We start from the raw sequence: 22,678 nt of genomic DNA, 5'->3' as shown, positions 1-22,678 counted from the left end.
CTTTATCAGCCCAACGCGAGATGTACCTTCAGAGCAGCAAGATTCCGGCCCACATCGCCAGCGTCAGCAATACCTGCCCCGGGATGAGATAAGCGGCGAACGGTCGACCGCCACTGACCCACGCCACCAGGCATTTGCTCAGGGAGTTACTGCTGACGGCGATTAACGTCGGGACGGCAATGGCGTCGAACGGCATCTGGCCCGACTTGGCTAATGTGGCAATCGACGCTGTCGAGGAGTGGGCATCGGCAAAGCCGGTCAAGGTCGCCGTCAGCATCACGCCCACTTCGCCGTAGAGGCTGAGCATCACCGACGACAGGAAAGCGATGCCGGTCATGGTCAATGTGACGAGCAAGGCCAGCTTGAGATTAAACGCACCGCCGACCTTGATCGGTTGGCTCGCGCCGGTCGCAGGCTGGGGAAACATCAAGCACAGGCCATACAGCGCCGTGGCGGCGGCACCGCACATTAACGGGGCCCAGATATGACGTAACAGATCGGTGTCGACCGTGCTCAGGATCAGGCCGACCTGGATGAAGGTAGCGAGGTTGGAGAATATCGCCGCTGCGCTCAAGACCTTGATGTTGTCCGGCTCCTTGGCGGCAATGTGGCCCATAGCGGCGATGGTCATGGTGCTCGAGGCAAATCCGGAGGCAATGGCGCTGATCGCATAGCCATACCGGGTGCCCATCGTACGAACAGCAACATGCCCTACCGCGCCCACCACCATGAGCAACACCGTCAGGGTGCAAATGGTGCGCAGATTGATGGCGGCATAGGGGCCAATGAAGCGATCAGGCACCAGTGGCAGCACCACCAGAGCGGCAGTCAGCAGGACCAGACCGTCGCGCATCTCCACATCAGTCAACTGGCTACGGGCAAAGTGGTGCAGCTTCTGTCGATACGTCAACAACCCCGTCACCACCACGGCAATGGCAATGGCCAGTTCGAGCCTGGTGCTACACAGCGCCCCCAGGACCAACACGGTGAGCAATGCGACTTCGCTGGTCACGCCCGGGTCATCGCTCAGGCTGCGCCAGTACGCCACGGTGACCAGCAAGCCCAGCGTGACCGCCACGATGCCTACCAGCAGACCGCCGCCGACCTGCATCGCCACATAGCCCAACAGCGCGGTAATCGCGAAGGTGCGCAACCCGGCACAGGCACGGCTCTCTCCTTGTCCTTTGTGCCGCTCGCGTTCAAGACCGACGAGCATGCCGATTCCCAGCGCCGCCGCTGCTCCCGTCATGCCGAGGGTTTCATTCATGGGTTGGTCATCTGCGCAGGCGATGCCTTCCTGGCCGGAATCACCTTCCTCACGGGGTAATCGCCACCTTCATCACACCGTCCCGCTGGTGAGCAAACAACTCATAAGCCGCTTCAATGTCGTCGAGTTTGAAACGGTGAGTCACCAGGGGAGACAGGTCGACACCGCCGCTGTTCACCACCGCCATCAAGCGACGCATGCGTTCTTTGCCGCCGGGACACAGGGTGGTGACGATGCTCAAGTCCCCCAGTCCTGCGGCGAAGGCATCGAGGGGAATGCGCAGGTCACTGGAATAAACCCCGAGGCTCGACAGCCGGCCACCCGGACGCAACACCCGCAGTGCAGACTCGAACGTCCCTTGGGTGCCCAGCGCCTCAATGGACACATCGACGCCACGGCCATCGGTCAGGGCCATGATTTGCTCCACGACGTTGCCGTCCTTGAAATTGACCACATGGGTCGCGCCCAACTGCCGCGCAACGCTCATGCGCTCGGCCACGGCATCGACGCCAATGATGGTCGTCGCGCCCTTCAGACGCGCGCCGGCCACTGCGCAGAGGCCAATCGGCCCGAGGGCAAAAACGGCAACGGTATCGCCGATGCTCACTTCGCCGCGCTCCGCCCCGGAAAAACCGGTGGACATGATGTCCGGGCACATCAGCACCTGCTCATCGCTGAGGCCGTCGGGAATCGGGCATAAATTGGCAACTGCGTCCGGCACCAGCACGTACTCGGCCTGGCAGCCATCAAGGATGTTGCCGAATTTCCAGCCACCCGTGGCGCGAAAGCCATGACGGGTGTCAGGGCCATCCTGCGAGGCACAGCCGCACAGGCACGCGTAACTCTGCCCGCTGGGCGTGATGGCGCCGGCAATGACTCGCTGCCCCTCGACGAAGCCGCGCACCTGGGAGCCCAGCCGTTCGATGACACCCACCGGCTCATGACCCACGGTCAGCCCTTTGGCCACCGGGTATTCGCCGCGCAAGATGTGCACGTCGGTACCGCAAAGGGTCGTGGTGGTGATACGGACCAGTGCATCCAGCGGCCCGACCTCGGGGACGGGCTTGTCCTGCAGCACGATCCGGTTTTTTTCAACGAAAACTGCCGCTTTCATGGTCGCCATGGTGATCCCTCTTTCGTTCTGCGTGCGCAAGCGTTCAGCACGCCGCCAAGACTGCGCCGGGATGCCAGGCGACAGGTTGACAATGGTCAACTATTTGGTCTCTGAACGCAGCGGATAACCGTACGTCGGGCGACAGGCTCATTGCCCCTCACGTTTGACAAAGATCAATCCCCCTTCCCCGACCAGCCGCATGATCATCGCAAAGCTTCACTTCCCAATTGCATCGCTGCATTGGCAAGCACTTGCACGATTATCCACGGGAGAATGGTCATGCCTGATCAAACGCGTTTCATGTTGGTCGCCTCGCCCTTGATGGAAAACAGCCCCGCTTTCGACCGGGCCGCCGCGCTGGCCAAAGCGTCGGACGCGTCATTGCACATCGTGGCGTTCGACTATCTCGAAGGGCTGGCGACCGCCGGAATGGTCAATGAACAAGCGCTGGAACAGATGCGACTGGGCTACGTTGAACGCCATCGCCAATGGCTGGAAGACCAGGCTCGTCCGTTGCGCAAAATCGGCGTACACGTCACCACTGAAGTGGTCTGGGTGGAAAGACCCTTGCAGGAAATCCTCATCCATCTCAAAGAACAGCCCATGGCGGCGCTGATCAAGGGGCTGGAACACGAATCGCTCCTGTCACGCCTGATGTTTACTCCGCTGGATATTCATCTGCTGCGCGAATGCCCGGTGCCTTTGCATTTTGTCAGCAATATGCGCCACGCCTTGCCGCGCAAGATCGTCGCAGCCGTCGACCCTTTCCATCGCGATGGGCAGTACGAGGGTTTCAATGACAGGATTCTGCAAGATGCCGCAAAACTGGCGAGCACCTGTCATGCAGAACTCGACGTCATCTATGCCCATGATCTTTCATCCATCAGTGCGGATGAATTCGGTTTCCGCGATGGCTCGACGTTTTTCTCTTCCAGCAAAGCCAAAACCCTGTTCGATGCACAGGCTGATGCCTTCCGCGAACTGTCGGAGCGCAACGGCATCCCGCCGGAGCGCCAGCACATGATCATGGGCAACCCGGCCAAGGTGCTTGGCAGCTACGCAACCGCTTATGACATCGACATGATTGTCATGGGCCGGGCCGGGCGTCGTGTCATGGACAGGTTGGTCGGCAGTACAGTGGAACATCTGCTGTACAAGATGCCGTGTAGCGTCTGGGTGGTTTCGCCACAGGAATTGATTGAGGAATAAACCCGATCTGGACGTTCGAAACGTCAGGGGACGAGTCGGGTGTTTTGTGCCTGACTCGCCTGTCTAGCGCCAGTCCAGATAACGAAACAGTTCCTCCTCCTGATCAAAGTGCAGTCGCACGAGGGTATCCAGGCGAATCAGCTGATGCTGAATCTCATCAGCTGATGCCGTTGCGGGGGCGGAACTGAAGTCGCTGCTCATGCGCGCCAGTAAGTGGATAAGGCGAAAAATCTCCCGGTGTGCGTGGCTCATCGCCGACATCGGATCCTCGCCCGGCATGCTTCGCGTCAACAGCGGGTACAGTGTGTTTTCATCTTCGCGTTCATGCTCCGCCAGTGATGTTTGCAACTTGTCGACCAGTTGCATCAGGTCGGTCTGTGCTTGCGCAAGTGGGCGCTGGGCAAAGTCATTGGCCAGTTGGTGCAGATCGCTCAGTACGGCGGCGAGTTGCTGGTGTTCATCTTGCAGGCGATCGATATGCTCTGCGGCAAGCTTTCGTTTCCTCAGCTCCCACGACGGCCCCAATGCCCGCAAGGCGTTAATGATGATCACCACGTCAATGCCCTCCTGCACCACGGCGCCAATCAGCGGCGGCAGATAGCCGAGGGCTGCCGCTGCCATGGCCAGCAATGACATCCCCATGCCGACCAGCACGCCTTGGCGTGCGATGTAGCGGGTTCGTCGGGCAATGTCCAACGCCTCGACCAAGCGATCCAGGCGATCCACCAACAGCACAACGCCAGCGGCTTGCGCAGAAGCCGTGGCACCGCCCGCCCCCATGGCCACGCCGACGTTGGCCGCCGCCAGCGCGGGAGCATCGTTGATGCCATCGCCGACCATCAGTGTGCTGGTGTGCAGGCAACCTTGCTGTACAGCTCGCACTTTTTCCTCAGGGGTCAACCCGGCACGTAACTCGTCAATCCCGGCAGACAGCGCAATCATCTCCGCAGTTTCCAGGCGATCCCCGGTGAGCATGACGATCTTTTCGATGCCTCTATTGCGCAGTCGACGCAGCGTCTGCGGCGTTTCGCGCCGAACCTTGTCCGAGAAAACCAGCAGGCCCGCGAGTTCCCCGTCCACGTCGATGAAGCTTCCGCTGCATGCCAGGTAATCCATGTGGCGCAGCATCGCGGCGACCCAGTCGGTTGCAGCGGCGTCTTTGTGAGCAAAAGGCAACGTGCCGAAACGCACCTGCACGCCATCGACGCGCCCACAAAGCCCGGAGCCTGGGCTTTCTTCTACCGCCTGCGGGACACTGAGCGACAATTGACGCTGATGCGCCGCTTCAACAATTGCCTGGCAAACAGGATGCGTCGAGGCTTGCGCCAGCGAAGCGGCCAGGCCGAGCAGGCGTTGCGGATCGCCCAACCCGTTGACCTCTATCGACTGCAGGCGGGCATGGCCGCTGGTCAGCGTGCCGGTCTTGTCGAGAAACACCTGCTTGACCCCGGCCAGCGCTTCCAGGGTCGCGCCGTCCTTGATCAGGATCCCGCGCCGCGCCGCCCTCGAAATACCTGACATGAAGGCAATCGGCACCGCCAGAATCAAAGGGCAAGGCGTGGCCACCACCAGAACCGCCAACGCTCGCAAAGGATCGCCGCTCAATTGCCAGGCCAATCCGGCAATCAGCAATGTCAGCGGGATGAAGAACAAGGCATAGCGGTCGGCCAGTCGCACGAAAGGTGCGCGCGAACGACGTGCCTCCTCGGCCAGCCGCACGATGCCGGCGTAGGTACTCTGTGCGGCTGTTCGGGTGGCGATCAGCAGGATGGGCGCACCGACGTTGGAAACGCCGCTGGGCAGTTGCTCACCTTCTCGACGGGTGACGGGCAGCGACTCACCACTGAGCGCCGATTCGTCCAGAATCGCCGCAGGACTTAGCAGCCGACCGTCGACCGGTATCACCTCCCCCAGCCGCACCAGCAATGTTTGATGCGGCTGGACCTGCTCAACGGGGACCTCACGCAAGCCGCCCTCCTCCTGCAGCCAGGCAAAGCGTGGCGCCCGGTCGATGAGCGCACGCAGCTCACGGTCAGCGCGTTGCCTGGTGAAAAACTCCAGGGTCCGTCCGGTCGCCAGCATCAAGGCAATCACCGCCGCCACCAGTGTCTGCTCAAAGACCAGGGCGGCAGTGATCGACAGCAGTGCGATCAGGTCGACACCGGCCTCGCGCCGGGCCAGGCGCCGGGCGATTTCAACGAGCAGTACCGCAGCCATCACCAGGCTTCCTGCGGCCCAGCACCTCGATGCCCAATCAGGTTCTTGCGCAACATACGCAATGCCGCCGGCCAGCAGCGTCAGTGCGGTGAGCAGCAACAGAACGGGGTCCAGCCACTTACTGAGCATCGAAGTGAGCTCCTCGAAAGCGATTTGCAGGCCTCGCTGTAAAAATATCTGTCATCGAGGTAGAGCTTAGGACGCGAATGTCTTTCGTGTCCCCGGGGCGCCTGAATTTCGGCGGCGGACACACCCTAAGTGCTGGTTGTGCCCGCACAAACCAGGCGTATGCCTTCTTACTGATCTAAATCAAACACGCCTTGGACGGACACGTAGAAATTAGAGTCAGCATTCGCACCATCGCATTCGATGTGTGCAGAAACTTTCGTTTCGTGGAGGCTCCCATGGCTACGCATCTGCAAGGCACCCAACCGGTCATTCCGCCGACTGCCACACAACCCCTTGCAGGCAGTTTGCGAAAGGTGGAACCCAAGCGCCTGTCTTTGAGCCTGCTGATTGCCCTGGTGGTCGGTTCGATGATTGGCAGCGGCATTTTCAGCCTGCCCCAGAACATGGCGGCCAGTGCGGGGGCCGGGGCGATCCTGATTGGCTGGCTGATCACGGGCGTCGGCATGCTGTCGCTCGCTTTGGTCTACCAAACCCTGTCCAACCGCCAACCTGCCCTGGACAACGGTGTATTCGCCTACGCCCGCGCTTTAGGCGGCGAGTTCCTCGGCTTCAACTCCGCCTGGGGCTACTGGATCAGCGCCTGGATCGGCAACGTCAGCTACCTGGTGATTTTGTTCGCGGCGCTGAGTTACTTCTTCCCGCTGTTCGGTGAAGGCAACAACAAAGCGGCGATTGCCGGCGCGTCCGTGGTGCTGTGGTCGTTGCACTGGATGATCCTCAGAGGGATGCGCACCGCGGCCCGGGCCAACGCGTTGACCACGGTAGCCAAGATCGTTCCGTTGCTGCTGTTTATCGGCCTGGTGATCGCCGCTTTCCAGCGTGAAACCTTCAACGTCGATTTCTGGGGCTCGCCCGCACTGGGCAGCACCCTCGATCAAGTCAAAAGCACCATGCTGGTGACCGTCTGGGTGTTCATCGGGATCGAAGGCGCCAACGTGTTCTCCGCCCGTGCGGCAGAACGGGCCAATGTCGGTCGCGCCACGGTCATCGGTTTTGTCATCACCCTGTTGCTGCTGATTGCGGTGTCGCTGCTGTCGCTGGGCATTCTCAAACAACCGGAACTGGCCGCCTTGAAAAACCCTTCGATGGCGGGCGTGCTTCAGGCGGTCGCCGGACCGTGGGGCGCGGTGCTGATCAGCATCGGCTTGATTATTTCGGTGGGTGGCGCCCTGCTCGCCTGGACATTGCTGGCAGCGGAATCGGTGTTCACACCGGCCAAGGAAAAGGTCATGCCGGGGCCACTCGCCGTGGAAAACACCCAGGGTGTGCCAGCCAATGCGCTGTGGATCACCAACGGCTGCATTCAACTGTTCCTGTTGCTGACGCTGTACTCGAGCGCCAGTTACCTCGCGCTGATTTCCCTGGCCACCTCGATGATTCTGCTGCCGTACCTGTTCAGCGGTCTGTACGCGCTGAAACTGACCTGGCAGGGCGAGACCTACGCCGGTCACCGAGGCCAGCAACTGCGCGACATGGCCATTGCCTTGGTCGCGACGCTGTATTGCGTGTGGCTGCTGTATGCCGCCGGGCCTAAATACATGTTGCTCAGCGCTTTGCTCTACGCCCCCGGTTCGTTGATTTACCTGGCCACCATGAAGGCTCGCCAGGGACAACCGCTCAGCGGTCCCGAGACGGGGCTGTTAATCATTATCTGGACGGCTGCAGCCTTTGCCGGCTGGATGCTGTGGTCCGGGACACTGACCTTGTAGGGCCCGGTGTTGCATGTTTGTTCTGTCGTGGTGGACCGCCAAACGGTTTGCGATCCACCTCTATTACCCAAGAGGAGAAATTCAAAATGAGCAACAGTGAAAAAAAAGTGCCGGTTCATAGCGACGACAAAGCCAGTCAGCATCCCGTGACAACAGACCTCTGGCGCCCTCTGGAAAAGCTCCGGCAGCAGGTTGATCACCTGTTCGAAGACTTCAATCGCGGCTCGGGGCTGTCGCCATTCGGTCGCGGGTTGTTCGATGTCGAGCCGCTCTGGCGGCGCGAACTGATCGGTCACGGTCTGCCTGCCGTGGACATCTCCGAGAAAGACAAAAGCTACGAAATCACAGCTGAGCTTCCCGGTATGGATCAGAAAAACATTGAGATCAAACTGTCCAACGGCAGCCTGATCATCAAAGGCGAAAAGAAAGAGGACAAGGAAGAAAAAAGGAAGGGCTATCACCTCAGCGAGCGTCACTATGGCTCCTTCGAGCGGGTGTTCAACTTGCCCAAAGGTGTCGATGCCGAGAAGATCGACGCGAGTTTCAGCAAAGGCGTGCTGAGCATCTCGCTGCCGAAAAAGCCCGAAGCCATGAAAGCGGATAAAGTCGTGCCAATCAAAGGCGAGTGAATCCCAGGCTGCCCAGCCCCTGCCGGGAAACCGGCGGGGGTTTTTTTGTTCATTTAAAAAGGCTGAAGCAAGGCGCGGGTCAACGCCGCGATCACTTGTTCTCTTCGACGTACGAGTCTGATTGTCTGACCGCCAGAATGCTGCCCTGCAACGAATACAGCGCGCGCTCCATAGTGCTGCCGATGAATCGATGAGTGCCCACACGATGCACGGTGCCCATCACCACGACGTCTGCCTGGTATTCATCGACAAATGCACTGATCACCGGCGTCGGCAGCCCCATGAAAAAATGCCGGTGTTCTGGAGCAATTCCATAGCGCTCAGCCAGGGTGTTGAACGCCTGATGAAGGGACTCTCGCAACTCATCCATGAAGGCCATGTTCCAACAGCCGCTGATCAGCGGCGTATCGCCATTGAATGCAGGCGATAAGTCATAGGCGTAAAGCAGGTGCAGCGATGCATGGCATTGCGCGGCCAGCGTATGAGCCGCCTGAATAATGGCATCGTTCACATCATGGATTTGTGTGACCGTATCGAACGGGTCCACAGCGGCGACGATCCGACGAGGCAACTCATGACGGACCTGGTTGACCAGGTGTAACGCAACGGGACATCCGCGCAGCAAATGGTAATCCAGAGGTGTGACGAACGCCCGTCCAAGTACCGGGTCCAGTGTGACATCCTTGATGACCAGGTCGGGCTTGAGCGCCTCGACACATTTCAAGATGTCGAGCAGTGGATCGCAGGTGAAGACAACTTGCACGTTCACCTCCAATCCCTGGGCATTGAGGCGCTGAAGTGTTTGGTCCTTCCAGTGGAGATAATGACGCTGATATCGCTGATCACCCTCCTCGTCTCTGTTCTCTTCCCACGGATGCTCCATGGGCGCCGGCTCGATAAAGGCTCGCACATCCAGCCTGGCTCCACTGGCCCTGACCAGGGCGATGGCACGCAGCAAGGCTGGGGCCTCTTTCAGGTTCGGGTTGGCGATCAGCAGCAATCGTTGATAGTGGGCCATGACACACCTCGTCTATACACCGGCCCATTGCGTGGCCATGTTCAGAGACTGCGCTCGTTGCGCCCTCTGCCTGTTTGATTTACATCAAATCCAGGCAATTGAGCGCACTGTCATAAGAGTCTGATCCAGATCATATTCAGGCGCAGCCAGCGGTGTAGAAAGAAGTGAATCGCGTGGTTTGTCACTGCGCGCCGACCTTTGAAGACGGCGGGAGGGATCGCATCATGCTCACTGTCAAAGACCATAATGATCGATCTTCCGAAGCCTATGCCAAAGTCACCGGAAAATACTGGATCGAAGCGCTCAAGGATGGTCGTCACGTGTTGATCCGGCAACTGACGGAAAAAGACCGCGAGCGTGAGTACAGCTTCATCAAACACCTATGCCCTGAGTCCCGGCACATGCGCTTTCTCGCGCAGGTCAACGAACCCGGTAACAAGCAGTGCCTGGCATACATCGCGCTGGTCCACGAAAATGGCCGATTGATCGAGATCGGCGTCAGCCGTTATGCCACCACGGGCGAATATAAGTGTGAGTGTATGGTGACAGTTGCCGATCAATGGAAGCATCTGGGGCTGGGCACGTTACTGATGGAACATTTGATCACGGCCGCGCGCAAGAACGGTTTTCACCAGATATATGCGGTCGACGCCTCCAGCAATGCGCCGATGCGCGACCTGGCCAGATCCCTTGGCTTCGAAACGCGCGACGATCCCTTCGATACCCGCCAAGTAATTCACTGCCTGTACCTGTAAAACGACTTGAGCGCTGTCAGCGAAAAGCCATTATTTTTTTGCCCCCAGCGTTGCCATGTAATGGGCGACAGATTCGGCATCCGCCTCAGACAGTGAGTGATTTTTCTTCATCAGGGCGTCCCGGGGCCGCAGTTCGGTCTGTTGAAGCACCTTGATCTGGCGACTCACATAAGCGGCATGTTGACCCGCCACGCGGGGAATCTGGCCACCTCCCTGACCGCCGGCACCGTGGCACGAACTGCACTGCGCGACGCCCGCCTCAGGCAAGCCCTGGCGAAAGATCAATTCACCGCGGGCATCGGGCGTGTCTGCATCCGCCTTCATGGGGCTCTGACTCGAAAAATAGTCGGCCAGTTCGGCTATCTGGGTCTGCGTCAGATGGTTAAATCCCCACATGTACTGAGTCCCGGTTTTATCACTGCGTGCATGGTCCTTGAAGTCAGCCAGCTGCAACTTCAGGTACTCTTTTTGCTGCCCGGCCAACTTGGGGAATGTTGGCGAGAAGGACTCTCCCGTCAGTCCATGGCATTGGGCGCAAACCTGGTCCGCCATGGCGATACCGGACATGGCCGACGTGGTTTGCGATGTCTCTTCACTCGTGCTGGTGCAGCCCATGAGCGCACCTACGCAGAGGGCAAGCGTCAGACGTGAGCGGTTGAAAATACTCTTCGTACCCAATGCTTCCATGATCTACGCCCCTGCTTTTAGCGGATGAATACCATCCTTCACCTACCGTTCAATTCCCTCTCCTGATGACAGCCCTAGGCTGGAGCCTAGCCAGACGCCGACCATTTACAAGGTCAGAGGGAAATGAGCCTTCCATTCCTGCTTTCGGAATAACGCCCATCGCGTCAGATCATAGTCGGCAGCCAACGAATACTTGATGCAGACAGCTTCTCTCAAGGCTTTGCACCCTTTATTGACGAAACTCAATTGTTCATCTGGATCAAGGTGTAGGAATAATCAAACAGGTGATGAAGCGACACAAAAGCTTGCGTTTAAACACAATGTGTCGAGGACCTGCGGACTGATTTCGGGCGGTTGAGCGCAAGCGCAATACCGCTGGCAGTAACCCACCTTAGCGGGGACGACAGTCATGAACACACCCTCCCAAGACATGCTGGATAACCTGTATGGCTCACCTCGGCGCATTGACCAGGCCGCCATCGCACCTCTTCTGCGCCAATACGCCGAGCCTCTGCCGGCACTGGATTCCTCCGCCTTTGGTGAAATGTTCGATCGCTATGCGGATGCGCGGGTGGTGATGATCGGCGAAGCCAGTCATGGCACCAGCGATTTTTATCGAACCCGGGCAGCGATCACCCAAAGGCTGATTGAGCAGCATGGGTTCAACATCGTGGCCGTTGAAGCGGACTGGCCGGACGCGGGTCATGTCGACCAGTATGTCCGGGGATTGGCGCCCTCGGCGTGGAAACGTCACATCTTCAGCCGATTCCCGACCTGGATGTGGCGCAACACCGACGTGAGAGCATTCGCCCACTGGCTGCATCAATACAACCACACCCTCGCCTCTGAACATCGTGTCGAGTTCCGCGGGCTGGACGTTTACAGCCTGCGCAACTCCATTCATGAAGTGCTGAGTTATCTGGACCGGGTCGACCCAAAGCTGGCCCACGAAGCCCGGCGGCGCTATGGCTGTCTGACCCCATGGCAGGATGATCCCGCGTTGTATGGCCACTTCGTCGAACGTGGCGGCTTGATGCCCTGTGAGCAGCCGGTGGTCGACCAGCTCAATGCCATGCTGGCCGAACAACTGGCCGGGCTCATCCAGAACGACGAGGCGTTCTTCAATGCGGCGCAGAACGCTCGGGTGGTGCAGGCAGCGGAACAGTATTACCGTGCGATTTATCGAGGGTCGACCGCCTCGTGGAACCTGCGTGACCGGCACATGTTCGACACACTTCGTGCACTGCTTGAGCACCGGGGCCCGCAAGCCAAAGCCGTGGTCTGGGCGCACAATTCTCATATCGGCAACGCGGCCGCGACGGAGATGGGCTGGAAGGGTCAGTTCAACATCGGTCAGCTGTGCCGCAGTGCCTATGGGCGCGATGCCGTGCTGATCGGTATGAGCACCGACCGTGGCAAGGTGACCGCGGCCGATGACTGGGACGGCGACATGCTCATCAAGGACGTCCTGCCCTCTCGCCCGGACAGTTGGGAGCATCAGTTCCTCAAGGCGGGTGTGCCGGCGTCATTGACCGACTGGCGAGACCCAACGCGCAAAGAGCTGCGCCGGGTGTTGTCCAAACCGTTGCTGGAACGGGCCATCGGGGTGATTTACCGCCCCGAAACCGAGCGTGGCAGTCATTACTTCGAAGCGATGTTGGCCGAACAGTTCGACGCCATGATCTGGATTGAACAGACCCAACCCGTGACAGCACTGGCACTGCCAAAAAGCCAGGAACTCGAACCGGAAGATGAAACCTATCCGTTTGGCGTGTGACACCGATCCAGAGTTGTCAGTCGGGGCCGTGCAGATGGTGCTCGAACCAGTCGCCAGCAAGTCTGGCGACGTCCTCAAGGGCCCCGGGCTCCTCGAAAAGATGGGTAGCGCCCGCCACGATTTCCAGCTGTTGTTCACACCGCAAGGCACGACTGCTTTGCTCATTCAGCTCAAGCACCATCGGGTCCCGGGCGCCAACGATCTGCAAAGTGGGTGCCCTCACCTGGGTCAATGCCGCACCCGCCAGGTCGGTGCGCCCGCCCCGGCTGACCACCGCATGCACCACCTCCGGCCGCAAGGCCGCGGCCAACAACGCCGCCGCAGCACCGGTGCTCGCGCCAAACAGACCGATTCGTAGCGCGTGCAATTCCGCGTCCCGACTGACCCAGTCGATGACCTCCACCAGCCGCCTGGCAAGCAAGGCGATATCGAAACGAAGTTCACCGGTGAGGTTGTCCAGGCGTTGCTCCGGCTCCGTGAGCAGGTCGAACAGCAGCGACGCCAGCCCCCGTCTGGCCAGCGACTCTGCAACATATTGATTACGCGGACTTGTACGACCGCTGCCGCTGCCATGGACGAAGACCACCAACGCGCTGGCGTTGACCGGCAGGCGCAAATCGGCTGATAACTCAACGTCCTTCAGGTCCAGCTGCCGATAGTGCACCTCAATCATCGACGCTCTCCTGAGCCGAGGCACTGGCAGCAGACTCCCGCCGCCAGGACCGCGTCAACAAATCAATAACCTCTTCGTCTGAAGTCTGGGGGAAGCTCAGGTACCAATATCCGATCGACATCATCCATTCAGGAATGAGTGGGCAGATGACTTCATTGACTTCACTGCGCAGCGCCTCCACGGTTTCCAGCGGCGCCACCGGCACGGCGACGACGATGCGAGCCGGTGCTTGCTTTCGCGCCGCGTGGATTGCCGCCATCATCGAGGCCCCGGTTGCCAGGCCGTCGTCGATCAGGATCACCACCTGATCCTTCAATCGCACGGGTGGGCGGGTTCCGCGGTACACCTGCTCACGACGCAACAGTTCCTGTGTTTCGCGCGCGAGCACGGCATCGAACGCGGCCGGAGTAATCGGGTTTGCCTGCAATGCGTCGTTATTGATGATTTGGATACCGCCACTGGCAATGGCGCCCATGGCGAACTCCGGGTGGGATGGAACGCCCAGCTTGCGGACCAGCATCAGGTCCAGGCGCACGTCCAGGGCCTTGGCCACTTCATAAGCGACGGGAACGCCGCCACGGGGCAAGGCGAGGATGATGACATCGGGTCGATGTGCATATTTGAGCAACGGTTCCACCAGACGCTGGCCGGCTTCTACCCGGTCCTTCAACGTGGTTTGCAATGAGGGGCTTTGACTCATGAAAAACCTCCTCAGGCGATGACGCCTGTCGTTTCGTTACAACTGGCCTTGCCCGATCTAGACCGCCAGAACGCTGCAGGGCACCTGGTACAGAATATGTTCGGTAGTGCTGCCCAGCAGCTTCTCCAGGCCGTGGTACTGGACTCTGCCCATCACGATCACATCCACCTGCTGCTCGCTGGCAAAATCGCTCAGCGCCGAGACCGGGTGACCGAGAATAAAATGCCGGCGATCAGAGGGTACGCCGTACCGATTGGCCAATTTGATGAACGATTGTTCCTCGGTTGTGCGCAACTCTTTGGTGATGTCTGGAAGCGCCAGCCCTCCCATGTCCGACAGATAGATCCCCGAAAGATCACAGGCATACAGCAGGTGCAACTCGGCATCGCACTGCAACGCAAGGTTGGTGGCTTGCTGAATGATCCGCTCGTTCAGCTCGGTGTTTCGAGACTCGGCATCTGAAGCGTCAACCGCCGCCACGACCTTGCGCGGCAAGGCATGGCCACTGCCGCCCACCAGATAGACCGGTATCGGGCTGTCGCGCAACAAATGCCAGTCCAGCGGGGTGAAGAACGCGCGTTTGAGCGCTGATTCGTGCTGCACTTCCTTGATCAGCAGGTCGGGCTGCATTTCCGTGACGTGATCAAGAATGTCTTGTTCCAAGTCATCGGCCCACGTCACCTCCGTCGTTATTTCGAGCCCGAGCGCGCGGAGTTTGGTGGCCTGGTTCGTCAACCAGTCGCGATGGTCCTGAAGATAGCTCTCCCGAGCCTTTTCCTGCACGCCTTCTTCAAGCAGAGACAGAATCTCCAAGGGCATTACAAACGCAGCGATATGCAAGCTCGCGCCGCTGGCCTTGGCGAGGGCGGCCGCATGGTTTATCGCAGGGGAATGGCGCAGGACCGGGTTGACGATGAGTAACAAGCGTTGATATTGGCTCATGATCTGACTCCAGACAGGTGGGACTCGACGCGCCGGATCAAGCACCAGCGTTTGATTCAGAGTCCTCCGTTGATGTCGCCCTGGCGTTGATTTATATCAAGTCCCTGCGCAAGATCGATCACCGGACGAACGCTCATGGAATGGGATTTCATTTCACCCGACTTGATCAATATCAATAGGGCCGAACCGGGCGGGATTAGGTTGGCTATGGGACAGCATTTTTTGCTGTCCATCGGTTTTCGACTGGAGACGGCTATGTCGACCCTACTGGCGAGTCAGCGGTTGCGCTTGTACGACAGCGATGAACTCGATGGTGTACTGCAGGGCATGGCGCGCCAAGCGTCGATATTGTTACCGCCCGTTCAAGCGGCACTGATTGGCATCCAGCGCCGTGGCGAGCCGCTGGCACGGCGTTTACAGCAGCATCTTTCACGTCAGACCGGCCAGCCAGAGCTGCCGCTTTACCCCCTGAAGGTCAAGCGTTATGCCGATGACCTCAAGGTGCTGCATGCACACACGGAATTGACCGAGAACCCACTTCTGGGTGAACTGGACCTTGCCAACACCACCCTGCTCGTTGTCGATGATGTGCTGTTTGAGGGCCATTCACTCCTGCGCACGTGTGCCTATCTGGCGCAACTGGGCGCTCGTCGGGTCTACACTGCGGTACTGGTTGACCGGCATGTCTGCCAGCAGCCGATCCATGCCGACATTATCGGCGTGCACCTGCAAGTTGCCGCCCATGACATCGTCGAATGCAACGTTCCGCCCTACGAAATGGAGTTCTGCATTGAGGTGTTACGTCATGGTGCTGCCCGATGAAGGCACAAGGATTGCCAGGTACTTGATGTCCACGTTAGCCATCCAGTTGAGGCCTGTTCGATAAGCCTCAAAGGAGCCGATGCATGCTCTCAGATCGCCCGCTTCTTTTTGCCCTGCAAGGCAGTGAGCACTATGCAGCCTTCGTCGCGCAGCGGCTTGGCTGCCAACTGGCCCTTCATGAAGAGCGCAATTATGAAGATGGCGAACATAAATGCCGACCGCTGGAGCCGGTTAACGGTCGCGAGGTAGTGGTGTTCCATTCGTTGTATGGAGATGATCGACAGAGCGCTAACGATAAGTTGTGTCGCCTGTTGTTCTTTTGCGCAGCCCTCAAGGATGCCGGCGCTCGCCATGTGCAGGCGGTAACGCCCTACCTCTGCTACGGACGCAAAGATCGCCGCAGCCAGCCTCAAGACCCGACGATCACTCGCTACCTGGCGACCATGATTGAAGCCTGCCACGTGGATCGCCTGGTTGCCCTGGAAGTGCATAATCCGGCGGCGTTCGACAATGCCTTTCGCATTCCTGCGTGGAACGTGCAGTGCACAGAATTATTCGCCGAGCATTTCGCCAGGTTCGTCGGCGACGCCGAGGTGGTGGCGGTGTCTCCGGATTCCGGTGGTGCCAAGCGCGCCGAGCAATTTCGTCAGGCCCTCGAACGACAACTGGGACGTTCAGTGGGCAGTGCGCTGATGGAAAAGCACCGTGCTCACACGACTCTGACAGGCACTCTCCTGGTTGGCGAAGTCTCGGGTAAGGCCGCCATTGTTTTCGACGACCTGATCAGTACCGGCGAAACGCTGAGGCATGCCGGCCTTGCCTGTCAAAAGGCGGGAGCCACCCGGCTGTTCGCAGCGGCGACCCATGGCTTGTTCACTGCGGGCAGCAACCTGTTCGAGCCGCCGCTATTCGAGCACGTTGCGATCTCTGACTCCGTACCTCCTTTTCGCTTGCCCCCCGAGTGCGTGACGCAGCGCTTGCACGTACTCGACACCAGCGCCCTGATAGCCAGCTTGCTGGCCGAAAATGGCGCATTGGGTTCCGTCTGAGCAGATGAAGCGCCGATCAAAGACAATGGGGAGTGCCGGCCGTTGAAAAAGATGAACATCAACAAAGCATTCACACTGATGGAACCTGGCCCGGTTGTCTTCGTCACCACAAATGATGGCCAGAAGAACAACATCATGACCATCTCCTGGACCATGGTGATGGGTTTCACACCGATTTTCGCCATGACCACCGGCCCTTGGAACTATTCATACGCTGCGCTTCTGAACACCAAGGCGTGTGTCATTTCAATCCCGACCGTCGATCTGCTGGATCGCGTTATCGCCGTGGGAACCTGTTCCGGTGCCGACACTGACAAGTTCGCAACATTCGGATTCACGCCCGTGAAAGGCAAACATGTCAGGGCACCCTTGATTAAGGAATGCCTGGCCAATATCGAATGCAAGGTTGTCGATATCATCGAGAAACACAATATCGTTATCCTCGAAGGCCTCGCCGCCTACCTCGACGACTCACGCAAAGAGACACGAACCCTTCATTCGGTGGGTGATGGTTCCTTCGTCGTGGACGGACGCAAACTGGATAGAAGAGAAATGATGCAATCGAAACTTCCAGAGGGTGTCTAGGAGTGCGGGTCGGCGTCATCGTTGCCACGCAATAAGAGCATTTTCCGCCGGCAGAAAGGCTTCTGAGTGCCAGGCGCGCACCCGTGGGGTGTAGCAATCCACGGGCCGCGTAGCAGCGACCGAGATGGAAAAGATATAGCCCTGGATGGCGCCGAAAATGGGCCCGACGGCGTTCATCGGCAGGCATTCTGCCGGGTGTTCATCGCACAAGGCGGCATAGAGTTCGACCCTTACCCACTCCGGGGCGATCTCCCCCAGATAGACCGGCACGCTGATGTACAGCCGCTCGCCGTCGTGTTTCGCATCGACCGTGCCGAAATGTATTTTGTCCCATCCCGAGGCAACCGCCTTCTGCCAGGCATGAAGCGCACGTGCGAGCCCGGCCTTATCCTTGCTACGGCATCGGAAAGCCTGGATTGCCGGCTGGTAACAACCATCCAGGTATTGGAGCAGCATACGATTGCTGCTGAATTGCGGCCCCAATTGCGACATGCTGGCGCGCATACGCTGCACCCATCCTCGTGGAATTCCCTGCGTGTCGCGCGTGTAAAAGCTGGGTACTACTTCTTCTTCGAGCAGGCGGTACAAGCACTCGGCGTCGGCTACATCGTCGCTTGGGGCATCATCGCCTATCGCCCAACCGCAGGTGGGCTGGTACGCCTCCGCCCACCAGCCGTCCAGTTGGGACAGGTTCAGTCCGCCATTGACCAGAACCTTCATACCACTGGTGCCGCAGGCTTCCCATGGTCGTCGCGGTGTATTGATCCAGACATCGACGCCTTGCACCAAATGCTGGGCCAGTTCAATGTCGTAATCCTCCAGGAACACGACATGCCTTCGCAGATTCGGACGATGAACAAACTCCATCCATGCCTGGATCAGTTGCTTGCCCAGCTCGTCACCGGGATGGGCTTTGCCGGCGATGATCAACTGGACCGGTCGATGCTCATCGGTTAGCAGGCAACTCAGGCGCTCCGGGTCATGTAGCAACAGATTCGGTCGCTTATAGTCGGTGAATCGCCGCGCGAAGCCGAGCGTAAGGCAATTGGGATCGAGCACCTGCGCGGCGTCTTCGACCTGCTGCGGTGACTCGCCACGCTGTCCAAGATGCCATGCCAAACGGTTACGCGTGTAATGCACCAGATCGCGGCGTTGCTCGGCGGCCATCGTCCACAAGGCCATATCATCACTGTTGGAGACCGTCCCGGAGAGAGACTCCACCGTGCCGAGCCAACGCTCCTTGCCACAGGTGCTAGTCCACAGGTGATCGGACCACACTGAATCCCAGGATGGCACATGGACGCCGTTGGTAATATGCCCTACAGGTATCTCATGAAGCGGCCAGCGTGGATAAAGATCACTGAACAATCGACGGCTGACCTCACCATGCAAACGACTCACTGCATTGCACTGAGCGCACCCACGCAATGCCAGGAAAGCCATGTTGAACGGCTCATCGTCGTCCGCCGGATCACGCCGGCCCAACGCCAGAAGCTCGCGCAATGAAATGCGACAGTCCTCGAGATACTCACGCGCATACTTGTAAACAAGTGCGGGCGGAAATGAGTCGAAACCCGCAGCCACTGGCGTATGCGTTGTGAATACATTACCTGCACGCGTTGCCCACCATGCCTCCCAGAACGATGTTCCCGTCTTGTGCATAAAACGACGGGCACGTTCCAGCACAAGCAGCGCGGCATGACCTTCGTTAAGGTGGCACACGTCAACGTCGATACCCAGTGCGTCCAGTACCGCCCAGCCACCGATGCCGAGCACCACTTCCTGGAGCAAACGCATTTCCGAGCCGCCGCCGTACAACTTTGAGGTGATACCGCGATCGGCGGCACCATTGCGCAGATCGTTACTGTCCAGCAGATACAGGCGCGTACGTCCGACAATGGCCTGCCATATACGCACATACAAAGTGCGACCGGGAAGTTGCAGCACGATTTTCAGCCATGCGCCTTCATTCCCGATAGTTGGCTGAATCGGCAGGCTGGTGGCGTCGTTGTAAGGATAGGCCTCATGCTGCCTGCCTTGCGCGTCGATGTATTGCCGAAAATAGCCTTCCTGATAGAGCAAACCCACCCCAAGTATCGGAACGCCCATGTCGCTCGCCGTCTTGAGGTAATCTCCTGCAAGCACACCGAGTCCGCCGGCGTAGAGCGGAAAGGCCTCACTCAGACCATATTCCATGCTGAAATAAGCGATCCGCGCCGAATCGCTTGCCGCTTGCCGCTGTGCATACCAGCCTGAGTCGTCGAGATAACGCCGATGCTCTGCGATGGCGTGCGCCAGTTTCTGCGAGAAATGGGCATCTCGGCAGAGTTCGTCAAGACGCTGCTGCGAAGCATTCTGCAGAATCATCCACGGATTATGGGTACGCTCCCAAAGTTCTGGGTCAATCGACTTCCACAGGTCGTCAAGTGCATGGTTCCAGGTCCAGCGCAGGTTAAGTGCGAGCTCGGTCAGTGGGGAGAGTTGCTCCGGCAACTCACGTGGCAAGAAGGCATACACGTCGACACCTCGTTGTAATCGGCAGTTTTGCGGATCTTGATCATGCGAGCCATGAGGCAACGGTTTTACGGTTTGCGATTGAGTGACAGGCGCTTTTCCACCGCCAGAACATGCCGAGTCGTGGCTAGCACCGCATCCGGATTGAGGCTTATCGAGTCAATGCCGATTTCCACCAGAAACTCAGCCATCTCCGGATAGTCAGACGGCGCCTGTCCGCAAATACCGGAGTGGCGGCCGTTACGTTTTGCTCCCTCCACCGCCAGGCGAATCATCTGTTTCACACCCGGATCGCGTTCATCGAAATCGAAGGCGACGATTTCCGAATCGCGATCCACGCCGAGCGTCAACTGGGTCAGGTCATTGGAGCCGATGGAGAATCCGTCGAACAGTTTGGCGAAGGCGTCAATCAGGATGACGTTGTTGGGGATCTCGCACATGACGTAGACCTCCAGTCCGTTTTCTCCGCGCTTGAGGCCATGGCTGGCCATCGCTGCCAACACCTTTTCGCCCTCCTCCACTCTGCGGCAAAAAGGAATCATCAATTTGACGTTAGTCAGGCCAATCTCGTCGCGAACCCGCTTCATTGCCGCGCATTCCAGCGCAAAACCTTCGGCATAGGCACTATGGGTATAACGGGACGCGCCACGAAAACCGATCATCGGGTTGTCTTCTTCCGGCTCGAAATACTTTCCGCCCAGCAGGGTCGCGTATTCATTGCTTTTGAAGTCGCTCATGCGCACTACGCAGGGTTTTGGATACACCGCCGCGGCTATAGTGGCGACGCCTTCGGCCAAGGTCTTGACGAAAAAATCCGCAGGATCACTGTAAGCAACACTCAGGGCAGCGATCTTTTCACGTGTTGCTTCATCCACCTTTTCCGGGTGCACGAGCGCCATCGGATGCACCTTGATGTACTCATTGATAATGAATTCCATACGCGCCAGACCAATGCCATCCACCGGTAGTGAGGCAAGACTAAAGGCCTGATCAGGATTGCCCAGGTTCATCATAATCTTCGTTTCTGGATGTCCCAGCTGGCTGAGATCGGTGTGCTGAATGTCAAAATCCAGAATGCCTTCATAGACATGTCCGGTTTCGCCTTCGGCGCAGCTAATGGTGATCGGTGTGCCGGTTTCTATTTTCTCTGCCGCGTTTGCGGTTCCCACGATGGCGGGAATGCCCAGTTCACGCGACACGATGGCGGCGTGACAAGTACGGCCGCCCCTGCTCGTCACGATAGCCGCGGCGGTCTTCATGACAGGCTCCCAGTCGGGTGCCGTGTTCTCTGAGACCAGCACCTCGCCCGGTTGAAACTCACTCAGATGCTTGGCATCGTTGATGACACGCGCCTTGCCGGCGCCAATTCGGGTACCGACCGCCCGGCCCTTGAGCAGCACTGTCGATCTTTGCTTGAGATGGTAAATCTCAAGCACGCTACCGTTCTTTTGCGACTCCACCGTTTCCGGTCGCGCCTGCACCATGTATAAGCGGCCATCGATCCCGTCTTTGGCCCATTCCATATCCATGGGTTTGTAAAAACCGGCTTTGCCCGAATAGTGGTTTTCAACCTTGATGGCATAGTCGGCCAACACCATCACATCCGCATCGGAGATGCAGAAGCGGGTTCGTTCTTCGAGGGGCGTGTCAATATTCTTGGTGTATTCCACCGCGATATTGCCGGTATTGAGCTCGCCGGCAAAAATCATCTTCTTTGCTTTGCTACCCAGGCTGCGCTTCAAGACAGCACGATAACCCTGGAGAAAGCTGGGTTTGTGCACATAGAAGCTGTCCGGGTCTATCGTGCCCTGCACGACATTCTCGCCGAGCCCCAGCGCGGCATTGATGAAAACGACATCCCTGAAGCCTGTTTCCGTGTCCAGCGAAAACATCACGCCACTGGCCCCGATATCGCTACGCACCATCTTCATGACCACGACGGCGAGATAGACCTTGTAGTAATCAAAGCCATTGTCGTATTTGTAGTGGATGGAGCGGTCGGTAAAGTTGGACGCCAGGCAACGTTTGTAGGCATCGAGCAGATCATCGTCACGGGCGATATTGAGATAGGTGTCGTTCTGCCCGGCAAATGAAGCCTGCGGCGAATCCTCAGCGGTCGCCGAGGAACGCACCGCCAATGAAATGTTTTCGCCGTATTCCTGTTTGAGTTGGGCGAAACTTTGCAAAATCGCCGTCTTCAGATCTTCCGGCAATGAACAGCCATATACGATCGCCCTCGCCTTTTCACCACGCGCCTGCAAATCCTTGATGTTGTCGGGGTCGAGTCCGTCCAGTGCCGCATGCAGAGGCTGCCAGGCGCTATTGTGATCAAGCACATAACGATACGCCTCAACAGTGATGGCAAAACCGTTGGGGACGCATACCCCCTCAGTCGTGAGGTTCTGGTACATCTCGCCCAGCGAGGCGTTCTTGCCCCCGACCAGCGATACATCGTTGATACCCAGCTCTTTGAACCAGCGGATATGTGAATACATCACGATGTTTCTCCATTTGATTGGGGGGCGGCCCTCTTTCGTTTGAGGGCTGCGCTTCCCCCGCGCCAGCGCTCAACAACGCCAAATAGAACTTGATACAGGCTTTATGGCTTGATGCTGTCTGCGGGTGTTGATCTAGATCAATGAGCGCCCTTTGAGCAGCAACACCCGTCCGGATCGCCACGTCCGACCATCCCCCTCAAAGGGAAACGCGCTACAGTTTCCTTGCCGTTACCAACCCCAGGACCGCCGTCGACTTGCTCCAGGCCGCGAGGCGTTGGATCGACAAGCAGTATCGCCAGCACAAAGGCCTCGCCGCCCGCGAAG

At 58.6% G+C, this 22,678-nt stretch carries 18 protein-coding genes; 8 read left to right on the top strand and 10 right to left on the bottom strand.

Going from position 1 to position 22,678, the window contains the following annotated elements; all coding sequences use genetic code 11:
- Nucleotides 1-28: 28 nt before the first annotated feature.
- The gene (locus ACM1ZW_RS23515) at nt 29-1,267 is read right to left on the bottom strand and encodes an MgtC/SapB family protein (protein ID WP_416739466.1); all 1,239 of its coding nucleotides are present in this window, start codon (nt 1,265-1,267) and stop codon (nt 29-31) included.
- Nucleotides 1,268-1,316: 49 nt separating this feature from the next.
- The gene (locus ACM1ZW_RS23510; protein WP_416739465.1) at nt 1,317-2,390 is read right to left on the bottom strand and encodes an NAD(P)-dependent alcohol dehydrogenase; all 1,074 of its coding nucleotides are present in this window, start codon (nt 2,388-2,390) and stop codon (nt 1,317-1,319) included.
- 270 nt (nt 2,391-2,660) lie between these two features.
- Between ACM1ZW_RS23510 and ACM1ZW_RS23505 the strand changes: the two genes are divergently transcribed.
- On the top strand, nt 2,661-3,590 hold the full coding sequence (locus ACM1ZW_RS23505) for a universal stress protein (protein ID WP_416739464.1): 930 nt from the start codon (nt 2,661-2,663) through the stop codon (nt 3,588-3,590).
- Between the two features lie 63 nt (nt 3,591-3,653).
- Here the strand turns inward: ACM1ZW_RS23505 and ACM1ZW_RS23500 are convergent, their stop codons facing one another.
- A complete protein-coding gene (locus ACM1ZW_RS23500; RefSeq protein ID WP_414879709.1) occupies nt 3,654-5,936 on the bottom strand; it encodes a heavy metal translocating P-type ATPase in 2,283 nt (760 codons plus the stop codon).
- Between the two features lie 275 nt (nt 5,937-6,211).
- Here ACM1ZW_RS23500 and arcD point away from each other — a divergent pair, with 275 nt between their 5' ends.
- The gene (gene arcD, locus ACM1ZW_RS23495; protein ID WP_414879710.1) at nt 6,212-7,705 is read left to right on the top strand and encodes an arginine-ornithine antiporter; all 1,494 of its coding nucleotides are present in this window, start codon (nt 6,212-6,214) and stop codon (nt 7,703-7,705) included.
- An 86-nt stretch (nt 7,706-7,791) separates the two neighbouring features.
- On the top strand, nt 7,792-8,334 hold the full coding sequence (locus ACM1ZW_RS23490; protein WP_017338560.1) for an Hsp20/alpha crystallin family protein: 543 nt from the start codon (nt 7,792-7,794) through the stop codon (nt 8,332-8,334).
- Nucleotides 8,335-8,425: 91 nt separating this feature from the next.
- On the opposite strand, the gene ACM1ZW_RS23485 is transcribed toward ACM1ZW_RS23490, so the two are convergent.
- On the bottom strand, nt 8,426-9,352 hold the full coding sequence (locus ACM1ZW_RS23485; protein WP_416739463.1) for a universal stress protein: 927 nt from the start codon (nt 9,350-9,352) through the stop codon (nt 8,426-8,428).
- Between the two features lie 224 nt (nt 9,353-9,576).
- Between ACM1ZW_RS23485 and ACM1ZW_RS23480 the strand changes: the two genes are divergently transcribed.
- The gene (locus tag ACM1ZW_RS23480) at nt 9,577-10,107 is read left to right on the top strand and encodes a GNAT family N-acetyltransferase (RefSeq protein WP_416739462.1); all 531 of its coding nucleotides are present in this window, start codon (nt 9,577-9,579) and stop codon (nt 10,105-10,107) included.
- Nucleotides 10,108-10,137: 30 nt separating this feature from the next.
- On the opposite strand, the gene ACM1ZW_RS23475 is transcribed toward ACM1ZW_RS23480, so the two are convergent.
- Complete coding sequence (locus ACM1ZW_RS23475; protein ID WP_416739461.1) at nt 10,138-10,794, bottom strand: c-type cytochrome; 657 nt, start codon at nt 10,792-10,794, stop codon at nt 10,138-10,140.
- 409 nt (nt 10,795-11,203) lie between these two features.
- Between ACM1ZW_RS23475 and ACM1ZW_RS23470 the strand changes: the two genes are divergently transcribed.
- Nucleotides 11,204-12,571 (top strand): erythromycin esterase family protein, encoded by a 1,368-nt coding sequence (locus ACM1ZW_RS23470; protein WP_416739460.1) that lies wholly within the window; start codon nt 11,204-11,206, stop codon nt 12,569-12,571.
- Nucleotides 12,572-12,587: 16 nt separating this feature from the next.
- Here ACM1ZW_RS23470 and ACM1ZW_RS23465 read toward each other — a convergent pair whose 3' ends face one another.
- Genes ACM1ZW_RS23465 through ACM1ZW_RS23455 form a run of 3 tightly spaced genes read right to left on the bottom strand, consistent with a single transcriptional unit; the run spans nt 12,588 to nt 14,886 of the window.
- On the bottom strand, nt 12,588-13,244 hold the full coding sequence (locus ACM1ZW_RS23465) for a dienelactone hydrolase family protein (protein ID WP_017338555.1): 657 nt from the start codon (nt 13,242-13,244) through the stop codon (nt 12,588-12,590).
- Nucleotides 13,237-13,944 carry a phosphoribosyltransferase gene (locus ACM1ZW_RS23460; RefSeq protein ID WP_017338554.1) on the bottom strand — a complete coding sequence of 236 codons (708 nt, stop codon included), beginning with the start codon at nt 13,942-13,944 and terminating at the stop codon, nt 13,237-13,239. Before ACM1ZW_RS23460 ends, ACM1ZW_RS23465 begins: the two co-directional genes overlap by 8 nt.
- A gap of 57 nt (nt 13,945-14,001) precedes the next feature.
- Nucleotides 14,002-14,886 (bottom strand): universal stress protein, encoded by an 885-nt coding sequence (locus ACM1ZW_RS23455; protein WP_414883719.1) that lies wholly within the window; start codon nt 14,884-14,886, stop codon nt 14,002-14,004.
- A 255-nt stretch (nt 14,887-15,141) separates the two neighbouring features.
- Between ACM1ZW_RS23455 and ACM1ZW_RS23450 the strand changes: the two genes are divergently transcribed.
- The 3 genes from ACM1ZW_RS23450 (at nt 15,142) to ACM1ZW_RS23440 (ending at nt 17,342) form a co-directional block, all read left to right on the top strand.
- The gene (locus tag ACM1ZW_RS23450; RefSeq protein ID WP_416739459.1) at nt 15,142-15,708 is read left to right on the top strand and encodes a phosphoribosyltransferase family protein; all 567 of its coding nucleotides are present in this window, start codon (nt 15,142-15,144) and stop codon (nt 15,706-15,708) included.
- 83 nt (nt 15,709-15,791) lie between these two features.
- On the top strand, nt 15,792-16,757 hold the full coding sequence (locus tag ACM1ZW_RS23445) for a ribose-phosphate diphosphokinase (RefSeq protein WP_414879717.1): 966 nt from the start codon (nt 15,792-15,794) through the stop codon (nt 16,755-16,757).
- A 51-nt stretch (nt 16,758-16,808) separates the two neighbouring features.
- Entirely contained in the window at nt 16,809-17,342 is a 534-nt protein-coding gene (locus tag ACM1ZW_RS23440) for a flavin reductase family protein (protein ID WP_414879861.1), read from the top strand.
- 15 nt (nt 17,343-17,357) lie between these two features.
- On the opposite strand, the gene glgP is transcribed toward ACM1ZW_RS23440, so the two are convergent.
- The gene (gene glgP, locus ACM1ZW_RS23435; RefSeq protein WP_416739458.1) at nt 17,358-19,859 is read right to left on the bottom strand and encodes an alpha-glucan family phosphorylase; all 2,502 of its coding nucleotides are present in this window, start codon (nt 19,857-19,859) and stop codon (nt 17,358-17,360) included.
- Between the two features lie 65 nt (nt 19,860-19,924).
- Nucleotides 19,925-22,351 carry a phosphoenolpyruvate synthase gene (gene ppsA, locus ACM1ZW_RS23430; protein WP_416739457.1) on the bottom strand — a complete coding sequence of 809 codons (2,427 nt, stop codon included), beginning with the start codon at nt 22,349-22,351 and terminating at the stop codon, nt 19,925-19,927.
- Nucleotides 22,352-22,678 lie beyond the last annotated feature (327 nt).

Origin of the sequence: Pseudomonas sp. NFX71 (assembly GCF_048079215.1) — a bacterium.
GTDB classification, from domain to species: domain Bacteria; phylum Pseudomonadota; class Gammaproteobacteria; order Pseudomonadales; family Pseudomonadaceae; genus Aquipseudomonas; species Aquipseudomonas fluorescens_B.
This window is presented reverse-complemented; position numbering and strand designations above follow the sequence as displayed.

Excerpts from the sequence above, each read along its gene's own strand:
- ACM1ZW_RS23485 (WP_416739463.1), bottom strand. The coding sequence starts at position 9,352 with ATGGCCCACTATCAACGATTGCTGCTGATCGCCAACCCGAACCTGAAA.
- ACM1ZW_RS23450 (WP_416739459.1), top strand. The coding sequence starts at position 15,142 with ATGTCGACCCTACTGGCGAGTCAGCGGTTGCGCTTGTACGACAGCGAT.
- ACM1ZW_RS23510 (WP_416739465.1), bottom strand. The coding sequence starts at position 2,390 with ATGGCGACCATGAAAGCGGCAGTTTTCGTTGAAAAAAACCGGATCGTG.
- ACM1ZW_RS23460 (WP_017338554.1), bottom strand. The coding sequence starts at position 13,944 with ATGAGTCAAAGCCCCTCATTGCAAACCACGTTGAAGGACCGGGTAGAA.
- ACM1ZW_RS23475 (WP_416739461.1), bottom strand. The coding sequence starts at position 10,794 with ATGGAAGCATTGGGTACGAAGAGTATTTTCAACCGCTCACGTCTGACG.
- ACM1ZW_RS23455 (WP_414883719.1), bottom strand. The coding sequence starts at position 14,886 with ATGAGCCAATATCAACGCTTGTTACTCATCGTCAACCCGGTCCTGCGC.
- ACM1ZW_RS23470 (WP_416739460.1), top strand. The coding sequence starts at position 11,204 with ATGAACACACCCTCCCAAGACATGCTGGATAACCTGTATGGCTCACCT.
- ACM1ZW_RS23465 (WP_017338555.1), bottom strand. The coding sequence starts at position 13,244 with ATGATTGAGGTGCACTATCGGCAGCTGGACCTGAAGGACGTTGAGTTA.
- arcD (WP_414879710.1), top strand. The coding sequence starts at position 6,212 with ATGGCTACGCATCTGCAAGGCACCCAACCGGTCATTCCGCCGACTGCC.
- ACM1ZW_RS23440 (WP_414879861.1), top strand. The coding sequence starts at position 16,809 with ATGAACATCAACAAAGCATTCACACTGATGGAACCTGGCCCGGTTGTC.
- ACM1ZW_RS23480 (WP_416739462.1), top strand. The coding sequence starts at position 9,577 with ATGCTCACTGTCAAAGACCATAATGATCGATCTTCCGAAGCCTATGCC.
- ACM1ZW_RS23445 (WP_414879717.1), top strand. The coding sequence starts at position 15,792 with ATGCTCTCAGATCGCCCGCTTCTTTTTGCCCTGCAAGGCAGTGAGCAC.
- ppsA (WP_416739457.1), bottom strand. The coding sequence starts at position 22,351 with ATGTATTCACATATCCGCTGGTTCAAAGAGCTGGGTATCAACGATGTA.
- ACM1ZW_RS23515 (WP_416739466.1), bottom strand. The coding sequence starts at position 1,267 with ATGAATGAAACCCTCGGCATGACGGGAGCAGCGGCGGCGCTGGGAATC.
- ACM1ZW_RS23490 (WP_017338560.1), top strand. The coding sequence starts at position 7,792 with ATGAGCAACAGTGAAAAAAAAGTGCCGGTTCATAGCGACGACAAAGCC.
- ACM1ZW_RS23500 (WP_414879709.1), bottom strand. The coding sequence starts at position 5,936 with ATGCTCAGTAAGTGGCTGGACCCCGTTCTGTTGCTGCTCACCGCACTG.
- ACM1ZW_RS23505 (WP_416739464.1), top strand. The coding sequence starts at position 2,661 with ATGCCTGATCAAACGCGTTTCATGTTGGTCGCCTCGCCCTTGATGGAA.